This is a genomic window from Streptococcus sp. GMD5S (assembly GCF_000298715.2).
GTDB lineage: Bacteria > Bacillota > Bacilli > Lactobacillales > Streptococcaceae > Streptococcus.
Genome location: NZ_AJRG02000004.1, coordinates 95314 through 107918 on the forward strand (window position 1 = coordinate 95314; position 12605 = coordinate 107918).

Annotated in this window: 16 protein-coding genes; 14 read left to right on the plus strand and 2 right to left on the minus strand. The window is 31.9% G+C overall.

What is annotated here, in order from left to right; all coding sequences use genetic code 11:
* Positions 1 to 26: 26 nt before the first annotated feature.
* The 10 genes from GMD5S_RS0203425 (at position 27) to GMD5S_RS0203470 (ending at position 8813) form a co-directional block, all read left to right on the plus strand.
* Positions 27 to 1526: an AAA family ATPase gene (locus GMD5S_RS0203425; protein ID WP_000564715.1), complete on the plus strand. Its 1500-nt coding sequence runs from the start codon at positions 27 to 29 to the stop codon at positions 1524 to 1526.
* Positions 1513 to 2466 (plus strand): HNH endonuclease, encoded by a 954-nt coding sequence (locus GMD5S_RS0203430; RefSeq protein WP_000717712.1) that lies wholly within the window; start codon positions 1513 to 1515, stop codon positions 2464 to 2466. Before GMD5S_RS0203425 ends, GMD5S_RS0203430 begins: the two co-directional genes overlap by 14 nt.
* 97 nt (positions 2467 to 2563) lie before the next feature.
* On the plus strand, positions 2564 to 3421 hold the full coding sequence (locus tag GMD5S_RS0203435) for an ImmA/IrrE family metallo-endopeptidase (protein ID WP_000344041.1): 858 nt from the start codon (positions 2564 to 2566) through the stop codon (positions 3419 to 3421).
* A gap of 8 nt (positions 3422 to 3429) precedes the next feature.
* Positions 3430 to 4116 carry an XRE family transcriptional regulator gene (locus tag GMD5S_RS0203440; RefSeq protein WP_000284659.1) on the plus strand — a complete coding sequence of 229 codons (687 nt, stop codon included), beginning with the start codon at positions 3430 to 3432 and terminating at the stop codon, positions 4114 to 4116.
* Positions 4117 to 4119: 3 nt separating this feature from the next.
* The gene (locus GMD5S_RS0203445) at positions 4120 to 5535 is read left to right on the plus strand and encodes a Y-family DNA polymerase (RefSeq protein ID WP_000511335.1); all 1416 of its coding nucleotides are present in this window, start codon (positions 4120 to 4122) and stop codon (positions 5533 to 5535) included.
* Positions 5532 to 5894: a hypothetical protein gene (locus GMD5S_RS0203450; RefSeq protein ID WP_000567226.1), complete on the plus strand. Its 363-nt coding sequence runs from the start codon at positions 5532 to 5534 to the stop codon at positions 5892 to 5894. Before GMD5S_RS0203445 ends, GMD5S_RS0203450 begins: the two co-directional genes overlap by 4 nt.
* Positions 5887 to 6168, plus strand: coding sequence for a DUF5960 family protein (locus tag GMD5S_RS0203455; RefSeq protein WP_000087382.1), 282 nt, complete (start codon positions 5887 to 5889; stop codon positions 6166 to 6168). The genes GMD5S_RS0203450 and GMD5S_RS0203455 overlap by 8 nt, the downstream gene beginning before the upstream one ends.
* A 139-nt stretch (positions 6169 to 6307) precedes the next feature.
* Positions 6308 to 6658 (plus strand): restriction endonuclease, encoded by a 351-nt coding sequence (locus GMD5S_RS0203460; protein ID WP_008282466.1) that lies wholly within the window; start codon positions 6308 to 6310, stop codon positions 6656 to 6658.
* Complete coding sequence (locus tag GMD5S_RS0203465; protein WP_000404289.1) at positions 6642 to 7343, plus strand: SMODS-associated NUDIX domain-containing protein; 702 nt, start codon at positions 6642 to 6644, stop codon at positions 7341 to 7343. Before GMD5S_RS0203460 ends, GMD5S_RS0203465 begins: the two co-directional genes overlap by 17 nt.
* Positions 7344 to 7355: 12 nt before the next feature.
* Positions 7356 to 8813 carry a nucleotidyltransferase gene (locus GMD5S_RS0203470; RefSeq protein WP_000129936.1) on the plus strand — a complete coding sequence of 486 codons (1458 nt, stop codon included), beginning with the start codon at positions 7356 to 7358 and terminating at the stop codon, positions 8811 to 8813.
* 191 nt (positions 8814 to 9004) lie between these two features.
* Here the strand turns inward: GMD5S_RS0203470 and GMD5S_RS10715 are convergent, their stop codons facing one another.
* Complete coding sequence (locus tag GMD5S_RS10715) at positions 9005 to 9202, minus strand: hypothetical protein (RefSeq protein ID WP_000793099.1); 198 nt, start codon at positions 9200 to 9202, stop codon at positions 9005 to 9007.
* Between the two features lie 186 nt (positions 9203 to 9388).
* On the minus strand, positions 9389 to 9751 hold the full coding sequence (locus tag GMD5S_RS0203480) for a hypothetical protein (protein ID WP_000819423.1): 363 nt from the start codon (positions 9749 to 9751) through the stop codon (positions 9389 to 9391).
* A gap of 232 nt (positions 9752 to 9983) precedes the next feature.
* On the opposite strand from GMD5S_RS0203480, the gene GMD5S_RS0203485 reads away from it, so the two are divergent.
* The 4 genes from GMD5S_RS0203485 to GMD5S_RS0203500 are packed head-to-tail and all read left to right on the plus strand — an operon-like array spanning position 9984 to position 12477.
* Positions 9984 to 10607, plus strand: coding sequence for a hypothetical protein (locus tag GMD5S_RS0203485; RefSeq protein WP_000752836.1), 624 nt, complete (start codon positions 9984 to 9986; stop codon positions 10605 to 10607).
* Position 10608: 1 nt separating this feature from the next.
* Positions 10609 to 11331 carry a hypothetical protein gene (locus GMD5S_RS0203490; protein ID WP_001083556.1) on the plus strand — a complete coding sequence of 241 codons (723 nt, stop codon included), beginning with the start codon at positions 10609 to 10611 and terminating at the stop codon, positions 11329 to 11331.
* The gene (locus tag GMD5S_RS0203495) at positions 11328 to 11561 is read left to right on the plus strand and encodes a hypothetical protein (protein ID WP_001008296.1); all 234 of its coding nucleotides are present in this window, start codon (positions 11328 to 11330) and stop codon (positions 11559 to 11561) included. The genes GMD5S_RS0203490 and GMD5S_RS0203495 overlap by 4 nt, the downstream gene beginning before the upstream one ends.
* Complete coding sequence (locus GMD5S_RS0203500; protein WP_000619428.1) at positions 11536 to 12477, plus strand: hypothetical protein; 942 nt, start codon at positions 11536 to 11538, stop codon at positions 12475 to 12477. Before GMD5S_RS0203495 ends, GMD5S_RS0203500 begins: the two co-directional genes overlap by 26 nt.
* Positions 12478 to 12605 lie beyond the last annotated feature (128 nt).

Consider the following 12605-nt stretch of genomic DNA (forward strand, 5'->3'; position numbering starts at 1 on the left):
CTTCGACAAGCTATGAGGTTAAAAATATGATAGATTTTTTTGAAAAATATCCTTTTATACGTAAGACATGGAAGAAAGATTTTCCTCTAACTGATAAGGATTTTAGTTCTCTAGGAGATGGTATTTATTATGCTTTTGATCATTGGAACGATTATGGCTATAGAACATTGTATGCATTGACAGCAAAAATTGAAGGTGAAATTTACGATTTTGGTAGTCTTAAAATATCATTCATTCCTTACCAGCATGAAAAGGAAATAGACTTACAATCGATTCTTGTTCAAGATGAAGGATATAATCTGATTTCACTTGGAGATAAAGAGTATTATGAATTTTTAAATAATTTTCTATCCTCACCTGAAAAAGATGAGTATTTCAAAAAAATGGGGGATATTGCTTATGATTTAAATAGACTAGATGAGTCAATTAAGCATGATTCAATTTATCATCCCATAGAGGACTATTATTTATTGAAGCATTCTTTTTTACGTAGTGTTTCTTTAAGTGAAATCAGAAATCAGTTGCATAGATTGAGTATGGGTGGAAAATATATCGATGAATATCAAATTAGTATTGTCGATAAAAATGAAAACAATGTTTTAGAATTTAGCAAGAATCCACATTCATTAGAATATTTTCCAGATACTTTATATGCAATTGTAGGGAATAATGGAGCTGGGAAAACCTATTTTATAAAAAATTTGATTGATCTTTATATTAAAAAAAATAGTGATTTATTTAATAATATTACTTCTAATATAAATCAATTTGAGTCAATTGTATTAATTTCATATAGTCCTTTTGATACTGGAATTATAAAGAAAGATAGCGAAAATTATAAATTCATTGGAATCGATTTCAATAAGACGACTAGTTTAGAGGATTATATTACTAAGGAAATAAAAACACTTTTTACGGAGGCAACAACCCCCAAAAATGAAAGTAGAACTAAAAAAATTATAGATAAATTTTCCTTTGATCCGTTGTTTATTCGAATTCTTCCATTGATTGAAGAGAGAAATTTATCAGAAGAAATAATTAATGAATTAAGTTCTGGTCAAAAAATAGTTTTACTGAGTTTATTGAATTTGATTATTAAGGTCTTTGAAAAAACACTTGTAATTATTGACGAACCTGAACTATTCTTACACCCTCCACTTTTAAAGGCGTATATTAGGGCAGTAGAAGAAATTGTTGAGGAAGGAAATGGTGTTTGTTTATTAGCAACCCACTCTGCAATCGTACTTCAGGAAATACCTAATACAAATATCAGGAAGTTAAAATATGATTTTGATAGACATAGGGGTAGTATAGTGAAACTATCAAGTAAAACTTATGGAGAAAGTGTTAGCTTTATTAATGATACTATTTTTGGTACTGACTTAAGAAATACAGGTTTCTATAAAGTATTACAAGATAAAATAGATGAAGAACAAATTTCAGATAGTTTTGAAGCCGCTTTGGGCAGTGAAGCAAGAATTATATTACGGCTATCGAAGGAATTAAAAACAAATGAAGAAGATTGACGAACCGGATTTTAAAGTTTCTGATGTATGTGATACTGCAATCACTGATTCTTCAAATAAGGAAGATCAGAACATCAAGGATGTTTTCACACAAGTAGATTCAGCAGAGTGGAAAGCACAGCTAGAGTTGTATGAGGGAATCTATCTTGACAATAGACATCAATTGTATACTATGGAAGAGATGGACGATGCATATGGTATAACTGTTAAACAAATGGAAGGTATTTTCAATTATTGTATGAAGGATAGTCATGGTTATAAGGATAGACTATATTCTCTGACTCCAGATAGATGTCCTATTTGTGATAAGCGGTGGGGATTTAATGATAAAAATTTAGATCATGTTTTACCAAAGTCTAAATTTCCTCAATTTGCTATAACTCCCTGTAATCTTGTTACAACTTGCTGGACCTGTAATAAGCGAAAACGTCATGGATATGGTAAAGATGAATCGACAGGTGTTTTTAATGCGTATTTTCATGGAGTTTCTTTAGCAAAGTATATAAAATGTTATATATATGCATCTAGGGGGGATATCGTGGTAAATGTTCATTTAACATCTTTTGATGAATCTGAAATACAAGATGAGAATCAATATCTAAGACTAAAGTATTGGTTTGAACGATTATATAATCTAGATCAGATGTATAAGATTAACGTCGGAAATAATATTTTAAAGTTAATCGATGAATTTGCTAGGAGTGATATATCAGAACGTTTAATCTCAGAAGAATTTTTACGTAAGGACTTTCAAACGAACTATGATGAATATAATAGATTTGATTTTTCAGATGGTTTGATATCAGATGAATTTTTGATATTTATAATGTATGATTCGTTAGCAAATAAATCTCCGAATGAATTGATATCCATAATTAAGGAAAAGATTCTTGCTAGAAGATCAGAGATTGATTCTGCTAAGTTTGAGGATATATTTTAGAATTTTCAGTAGACAATTGTCTACTTTTTTTGTATAATAAACTCAACCATTCTGGTTTAGTTTGTCAGATGTTGAGATTTAAAGGAGGTGTTATTCATTGGATGAATTATATTTACGAGTAAGTGAAATCACAAAACAAACCCTCTACTTTTTTATGAAAAAGGAGGAAATTTCGATTCTGAATTATCACTTTCACTATTATTTTGCTTATTGCATTCATGAGAATAACATTCAAGTCATCAGTCACCACTTTTCAAATCATAAAATTGAAGGTTTGACAGTTATTGATAAACTAGGGACGAGTTTTTCCTATGAGCAAGACAATCCAGTGACCAAGCGTCACTTTACCTTGTGTCATGAATTAGGCCACTTTATCTTGAAACACGATGGTTCTTATTTTACAGAATCAGTGGATAATCAGGAATCTATTATAGAGAGAGAAGCCAATGTATTTTCAGCTATTGTTCTGATGCCTGATATTGTGCTATTATCCAAGATTTACTACTCTTGCGATTCTTTCCAAAAGATCAAAGAGGATCTAGAAGTTTCAAAGCAGGCACTTTATTTTCGGCTGATTGACTTGTTGAGAGTTTATCAAGTGGATACTGAATCAGCCATCAAGCAGGCAGTAGATGAATACCTAGACGGTCAAAACGCCTCCCTTCACCATTACTTTCATAAGCTGAAAAAAATATTGATTGAAGAGTTCAATCAATATCAACCCTCGCTTATAGCACGGCTAAAGAAGAGATTGAAACAAACCAATTTCGTGACGAGTCAAGAACTACCAGAATTGCTTGACCAGACACGATGGGATGAAATCAGGAAGATAAAGTATTTTAAAGTGTGGCTTGTTTACAATAAGGGAAAATCTTTAGCTTACGTGTGGGATAGCAACAAACTATCAGAGACAGAAGCTAGAAGAAAGGCAAATTTAGAATTATTAGTCATGTGAGGAGAAACATGTATCAACCAGAAAAATTAAAAGCTCGGAGGAAAGAGCTAAAACTAACACAAAAAGATATTGCAGATAAGCTAGGAATTAGCTATCAAGCCTATTCTGCTTGGGAACGTGGAGTCAAAGAACCTTCTACTGAGAAAGTGGCATTATTAGAGAAACTTTTGAACGTCCCCAAAGGCTATTTCACTGAGATAGAGATTGTCAGACTCTATAATGTCCTCTCACCCAATGGAAAAGAACAAGTTGTGTCTTATGCTCGTGACTTAGTTACAGAAGAACAGAATAAGAAGGTGGTCCCTATTGCTGAACCACGTTATGAATATCGGGTCTATGAAGAAATGTCTGCTGGTCTTGGAGCCACTATCTATGGAGAAAAAGAATACGATACGGTCTACTATAATGAGGAGTTAGGACATGATTTCGCCTCTTGGGTTTCAGGGGACTCTATGGATCCTAAATACCCGAATGGATCCGTTGCCCTTATTCGTGAGACAGGCTTTGATTATAATGGGGCAGTTTATGCAGTTGTTTGGAATGAGCAGACCTATATCAAGCGTGTCTACTTGGAAGAAGACGGCTTACGCCTCGTTTCCATCAATAAAAAATACAAAGACAAATTTGCTCCTTATGACGATGATCCTCGGATTGTCGGAAAAATTGTCGGAAACTTTATGCCTCTGGAGGACTAGGTTATGGGAATCATTGACTATTCAAAAGAGCCTGTCAGTGATATTGCCTTTATTGATATGAAATCCTTCTATGCAAGCGTTGAGTGTGTGGATCGAGGGCTTCATCCTCTTAAAACCTCCCTCTGCGTGATGAGTCGAGCGGATAATTCTGCTGGATTAATATTGGCATCATCACCTATGTTTAAGAAAGTATTTGGAAAAAAGAATGTTGGTCGGGCTTATGATTTACCTTTTGACGTTAAAACCAGAAAATTTTCTTTCTATAATGCAAAAAAACAGGGACTTCCAACGGATCCAGACTTTGTACGCTATATTGAGGAATGGGCGAAGACCACCTTTATCGTTCCACCTCGAATGGACAAGTACATTGAGGTTAATATGGAAATACAACGAGTTTTCAAAGATTACGGTAGCCCCAATGAAATATACCCTTATTCAATTGATGAGGGATTTATTGACCTAACGACTTCTCTTAACTACTTTGTTAGCGATCAGACCATATCCCGAAAAGATAAATTGGATATGATTTCTGCTAAGATTCAAAAGGATATTTGGCGAAAGACAGGTATTTACTCAACTGTGGGTATGTCAAATAGTAATCCCTTGCTTGCTAAGCTAGCCCTAGACAATGAAGCTAAGAAAATGCCCACCATGCGTGCTAATTGGTCTTATGAAGACGTAGAAAGCAAGGTTTGGGCAATTCCTAATATGACGGATTTTTGGGGGATTGGTCATCGTATGGAAAAGAGATTAAATGACCTGGGAATCTTTTCTGTTAAGGAACTTGCTAATAGTAATCCCGACTTACTAAAAAAGTCTTTGGGAGTAGTAGGGCTACGTCTCTGGTTTTACGCAAATGGAGTAGATGAAAGCAATGTTAATAATCCATATAAACCAAAGAGCACTGGACTAGGTAACTCCCAAGTCTTACCAAGAGATTATGTCAAGCAACGGGATATTGAGATTGTTCTTCGAGAGATGGCAGAACAGGTTGCTATTCGTCTTAGACGAGCAGGTAAGAAAACAACTGTCGTCTCTGTTCATGTAGGCTATTCCAAACAGGAAAATAAAAAATCAATTAACACACAAAAAAAGATTGAACCAACTAATCATACGGACACGCTAACTAATGTAGTTTTACAGTTATTTCATCAGAAATACAGTTCAGGTGCTGTAAGGAACATTGCCGTTAACTATTCGGGTTTGGTGGATGAATCGTTTGGACTCATTTCTTTATTTGATGATGTTGAAAAAATAGAAAAAGAAGAAAGGCTCCAATCAGCGATTGACAGCATACGAGATCAGTTTGGGTTCACTTCACTTTTAAAAGCCAATGCGCTTGAGTCAGCATCAAGAAGCATCGCTAGAAGTAAACTAATTGGAGGTCATTCTGCTGGTGGACTAGATGGTTTAAAATGATTGATCGTTCCTATTTACCCTATCAGTCAGCCCGAGAATATCAAGACTCAGGTATGCAAAAATGGATGGGCTTCTTTTTATCTGAACATACCACGTCACTAGGAGAAGAAAAATATCGTGTCGATCTAACCAGTGACTTGAACAGAACAGAAAAACTATTATTACTTTCTCAGCTCTATGTTGGGAATTTAAAGGGGCGCTTTATAGTCAAACAAAAAGCTAAAAAAACAACCTTAATTGGGGAGGTGGGGGAAATTGCAGTAAAGGCAATATCCATCAAAACACTTGAAGGATGCCAACTGATTGAAGTGGAAGACATCCTGGACATTCAACTATTAGAAGAGGTTGTCTATGAGTAGAAAAGAACTTTATGAAAATAAATTGCAGATGGATTACTTCTCAGAAGGCTATATCCGATTCGAAGAAGACTTCCAAAAATATTCAGCGATGAATGTGCCTTTGACCTTCTTAATTGATGACATCCTAAGAACAATGGCAATGAATCAGAAAAACTACTTCAAACTTAATAAAGAGAATTCTAAAGATGGATGGAACCATTATTTTTACTTCCGAATAGAAAGTGGACAAGATAGTAACTTAATCAGAAAATATTGGTATATAGGTTCAAAATAGCATTACTATGCAGTTAATGCTATTTTTTTGAACTTTAAAAGGTTATAATAGTTCTAACTATGATCAGCTATGGGGCATTTAGTTAAGTACTGACATACTTAAACAATCCTATAGGTCTCTTGGCATACAGGAGAAGCGTATGACTTTTGAAGCACTAATTGCACAAATTGATGAATTAGCGGAAACACAACTTGGTCGCGGGACCTATTTTGAATATCTAGTACGTGCATGTTTAAAGAATGAACCAACCTACAAGAATGAATTCATAGGTGTTTGGATGTTGGCTGATGTCCCAGATAGCTATAGAATTCCTAAAATCGATATAGGCGTAGACTTAGTGGCGAAGAAGCATACTGGTGAACTGGAGCTATTCAGACTAAATTTTATAATCATAGTAACCAAAAGTCAGACATTGATTCCTTCCTCGGTGAACTTGGTCAATAGTCTACGAAGTTTGAAGTGGAGGAGTAGTTTTGGAGATATTACATGACTTAATTGTTAATCTAATTGTTGCGGTTATTACTTTTCTTGTATCGACAATATTTAATAATAGACGTAGAATTAAAATATGGTCTCAATCTCTTATTCGATGGAACAAAGATATAAGATTGAGTTGTGCTTACCTATTTCAAATTAAACAGACTAATGGCCGCTATTTGCTGATAAAAGGGAGAAGAATAGACCAATATCAACCTATAGGAGGTGTTTATAAATATCATGATTCCTTCAAAGGGCTAAAAGAAGAATTAGAGTTGAAAGATGAATCTGAGACTCGATTTTATGAAGGTGGAGATCTAAGATTAATAACAAAAGGGAAGCACCTTGTACAGTTTATTAACTGGTTTGATACGAGAAAAAATAGGGAAGTAACTGTAATTAGAGAGCTTATTGAAGAATTAGAACCTGCTGGAATTTCTATAGAGGACCTAGTAACAAAGTCGCAAGTTGAATATCTAAAAACTGTCAAAGAACCAATCATGTTTTCAACTTACTTTCAAATGGATGAATTAAAAATATTTGACATTTTTGAAGCAAGAATACCTACAGAAATATTAGACAAAGTATTAGAAAATGATGATTATTTTCTAATAGAGGCTGAGGATATAGAAAAAAATTGTTTTGCTAAAGACGGACTTTCTAAAAAGATTTCTGCAACCTCGAAGTATATTGTTTAGGAGGAAGATACTTTGACAGATATTACTATCTCAAAAGAGATTAAATCAATTATGGAAGAATTGGATGTTTCGTATTCGAAATATGAAATAGCTACTAATAGGTACAATTCTATTGCTAACTATATCAAAAATTCAGAACTTAGCAAAAATAGCCCAGATATATACTTGCAAGGATCGTTTAAATTGGGAACAGCCATCAAGCCATTAACAGAAGATGGAGCTTTTGATATTGATATAGTTTGCAACTTCACAAAGTTAAGAAGAAACGACCAATCTCAATATTCTTTGAAAAATAATCTTGGGGAAATTGTTAAGAGTTACGCTAAGGCTCAGTCAATGTCCAGTGGGCCAGAGGAAAGCAAACGCTGCTGGACATTAAAATATGTTGATGAAAGCAATTTTCATATAGACATACTGCCGTCAGTCCCTTTAAACGAAAAAAATGATGGGTTTATAGCAATCACGGATAAAACTCATGAAAACTATTTTGAAATTACTTCTAATTGGGAGACAAGTAACCCAAAAGAGTACGCTAAGTGGTTTAGAGATCTTTCAAAGTTCGCTATCTATCATAAAGAAGTTGCTAAAAGATTTTCTGCATCTATTGAAAAAGTTCCTGAATATAGAGTTAGAACTCCCTTGCAAAGGATTGTTCAAATCTTGAAAAGACATGCTGAGGTTTGTTTTGAAAAAGATATTGAATATAAACCAAGTTCTATAATCATCACGACATTAGCAGCAAAGCAATATCAGGCTGCCAGTACAATTTATAGTGATTTTTTAGATATTATAAACTATGTTATTGAACACTTGAAGGATGCTATTGATTTTAGAGATGGAAAACCTTGTGTATATAATCCTGTAAATAAGGACGAAGTTCTATCTAATAAATGGGATAAAGATAGTAGCTATTTTGAAGCATTTGAAAAATGGTTGGAACAACTTAAATTAGATTTTAATGTAGGAAATTATAATTTATCTTATTTAGATAAAATAAAATTTATAAGGACTAGCTTATTTAAGAATAGTGGAGAACAATTCCCAATTGTTAATGTCAATTCTATAAGTCATCATCAAAATTCAAAATGGAAAGAGTTTTTGATAGAAGATGTATCAATAAAGGCAAGTTATCTATATAAAGGATTTAGGTGGAAAAAGATTGAAAGCGGAACAAAATTGAATAAACATGGTAGTCTTAAATTTGAAGTACAGGCTAATAGTATACTAGGGTATGAGATTTGGTGGCAAGTGACAAATACAGGCAGGGAAGCTGAATTAGCAAATTCTTTACGAGGTGGATTTTACAATTCTGAGTTAGTAGAAGGTAAAAGAGTTAGAAAAGAAAGTACTCTTTACACTGGTAGACATTATGTAGAAGCATATCTAGTCAAGAATGGAATTTGTTATGGGAAAAGTATTCCGTTTGAGATTATTATAACCGATAAATTTTCAATGGATTTTGCACATTGACGGAGATTAACCGGTAAGCTGTTTATTTGATATTTCCCTTCCTTCAATCAAACTCATTCTAAATTTTTGAATGAAAAAGATGTCGGACTTTGTTGATAATCGAGATAAAGCTAATCTAAAATTACTTGAAACCCAGACTTGTGAAAATGGATTTTACAAAAAGTATGAACTAGAATTTAGTGAAATATGTTTCAAAACACTTCCTCCCTATCCAAGTTCGGATAGGGTTTTTCATCGTTTATAACTCGTTTTAGTATCTCGACACTTTCCATCAGATGGAAGATGTCAATTTTTCTTCTACGATCATCAGCATTTTTTTCTATATTCTCGCAATGTCGTTTGATATGCCATAAGGATTTTTGAATGTTATCTTCTTTTAAATTTTTCATACTCCTATCTTATCAGATAAACGTTCAAAAATAATGTTTATTTCCTCAAATGATCAAAATATAGTCTGAAAAGCACTAAAAAATAAATAAAGAGAAATCTTTGACCTTATTTTTAGAGAGATAACAAAAACGCTTCAAAATTAAAGCGTTTTTGTTGTATAAAGACTAACGAATAGCTTGAAAATTTTACTTATTGTTGTATTTCTTCAAGGCATTTTTATATGCTTCACTGTCCTTTTTGTAATAGTCTTGTTTCGTTCCTGAAATATCGACAGTGAACACGCCATCTTCAAAGGTGTAGCTCTCTTTTCGACTAATGATATTTGAGCCCGTCAATTCGATTGTTGAATTATCTTTATCAATTGTAAAAGCATCAGCCTCTCCTTTATTGATAGTTCCTTTGTTACCTGAAATGGTAAAAGCGACTTCATTTCTACTCTCGTTTATCCAATAGTATTCACCATCTAAAGAATTACTTGATTGGTTGGAACATGCAATTAATAAAATTGCAGATAGAGACACTAAAAGTAATGTGATAAATCTTTTCATTTGCTTAACTCCTTTTCTTGTATTATATCAAAGAAATATTACAGATGTAATACAGTAATTTTTTAAGGTTGGTTTACTTCTTTCGGGAAAATAGTTATTTTTCGGAAAAAAATATTTATAGTTGATACCGTGTATTATGGTATAATCGATATGTAAGCGTTTTATCAAAAGGTAAAACTAAACGATTTTGACGATTATAAATTTTATTAATTCTTAGTTTATGAGGTTGATTATGGCAGATGAAAATATATTTGTAATGGCTGGGGGAACAGGACTATCTTCCCCCTTCCTCAATACGATTGAAAATAAAATATCAAAAGATGTTATTATTTCAGCATTAAAAGAAGAGAATAAAGATTTAGAAGATATTACTGAAAGTGAAGAAGAGTCATTCTCTATCTGGGGATATAGCGAATTTGATAATAATTTAAAAAATAACCCTCCACAAAAGGGTGACATTGTGTTTATTACAAGTAATAACGCAGCAATATATATAGCAACAATTTTAGAAGTTTCTGAGTCTAATGTTTTAAATTACATTTGGGCAGGAAGACAGAGTTGGAAGTACAAACTTATATTCGAAAATGTAATTCGGATATTTATCCCTTATCCTAAAAGTGGAAAAAAAGAAAAGTGGTTTGAGGAACATTCTTTTTCTCCAGGCGTATCTAATATTAAGAAAGTTATAGAGTGTTATAAAAATGGTATAGGCTTTAGACGAATTATTGATTTGGATGATAAAATAGGACCTATTCAAGGTGCTTTAAAACTTGGAATAAGTAAAGATAAAGTCTTAGGAAACTTTTCTGAATATTGTATTAAAACTAATTTTGAATGTATAGTGAAGGAGATTTAAAATGAATTCAGATTATAAGATCCCTATAAAATTTAGTCTTAAAAATGTTGGTGGCAGTTTTAATTACTATGATAAAATTGATTCACTACATTGTATTGTTGGGGAAAACGGTGTAGGGAAAACAAGATTGTTAAATTCTATAATTGAGAAAAATAGTAGTAATTTTCTAGATATATCGTATGAGAGTGGGACTGATGAAGGTAAATATTCTGTTGTAAAATTTTCTGCTTCGGTAGAGTTGGGAGACTCAAAAAAATTGAGAGATTATTCTTTTGATGTTTCAACCTCAGCGATGTTAAGAAAAATGAATCTAATATATTTAAATAGAGAGGATTCAATTAATCAAGTTAAAGTAATAATTGAAGATTTTAAAAAAGAAAAGTCACATAATAAAGATAGTGGGAAATTAAATGATCTAATTAAGTTTTCTAATAAAAGACTATGTATAAAATTAACTCCAGCTGGCGAAGGAATACATAAATACAAAAAATCTTATTTTAGCGGAGACCCATTAAAAAAATATTTAAATAAAAGTTTAAAAAGAGTAGAAAAGATTTTAGAAAAAAATTTTCAAGATAGGAATTCGAGGATTATAACAAATATTTTAATTATGAAATTTTTTTCAGTCCTTACGAATGAGATTATAGAAATTGGAATGACTCTTAGTGATAAGAGAATGGAGAAATTATATAGTTCTAAGGTTTTGTTAAGAAATATAACTTGAACTTTGATGAAAAAATCCCTACAGAAAAGATCAAACAATTTTTTGAAGACTTTGTAGAGAGCATTGGAGAGGATATAATTCGTAAACATTTAAAACTACAAATAAGAAATGCAAATTGGAGTGAAGAAGTTGATCAAATTTCAAAATATGAACAACAAATAAAATGGTATCAAGATCAAATAAAAAAAATTCAAGAAGGAAAAAATGATAAGAATAACGACATTATATAGCGAAAGGGAATTGGAAAGATATTATGACTATATTTTAAGTCAAAACTCTAGAATTCTTGCCCCAAATGGTATAGGTACATTTGTAGTAAATTTATTAAATGAAATACTTGAAAAGCAAAATAAGACGGAGCGCGTAACAGATTTTAAGAGTTTACTTACTATGCCATTTGATGAACTTGAAAATCTTCATGATGCTATAAATAGTGATAGATCTCAGGATATAATGAATAACAAAGTAAATTCTAAAAAGTTAAATACTTTTAGAAACTATTACACAAGATTTTTTACTAAAAAGATTGAGTGTCCTGAAAATGAAATTAAGAAAAATAATATTAGTCTAATTCAGGACTTAGGTATCACAGTTTGTCCCTACTGCAATCGAAATTATATTAATTCTCGTGATGATAGTTCTGGTTGTGAATTTGATCATTACTATGATAAACAAACTTACCCTTTCTTTGCGTTAAGTTTATATAATTTAATCCCATCTTGCAGTACGTGTAACAGAATAAAAAACAGTAAAAGTTATGACTTTTGTCCTTTTAAAGTTAATTCTGATGAAGAAGTTATGTTTAAGGTGGATCTATCAAGTGATTCTTCCAAGTTACAGTTATATTTTGGTGACAAATCTCAAGAAAATAATGTTTTAAAATTAGAAGATGCTTATGAAATTCATGAAAAAGATGTTGCTGAAATGTTTAGGAAAGAGACGGAATATTGTAAAGAATATCGTGATTATTTAATTAATCTTTTGGGAGATAGAGGTAATATAGGAAAGGAATTTTCAGAAGAATTTTTCGATTATATGATATTTGGAGAGATTGCAAATGATGGTTTTAATGATTATTTAAATTACCCGCTTTCAAAATTAAAAAAAGATACCTATGATTATATAGTGCAGCTGAGAGCCGAATAAACCAATTTTTCATTAATAATTTATAATCAGAAGAACTATTCATTTATTTAGAGAGGATAATTCATTGCATTCGATTTAGATATAATGGAACTTATTCTTCAAATGTGCTTCACTTCTCAGACTGATGA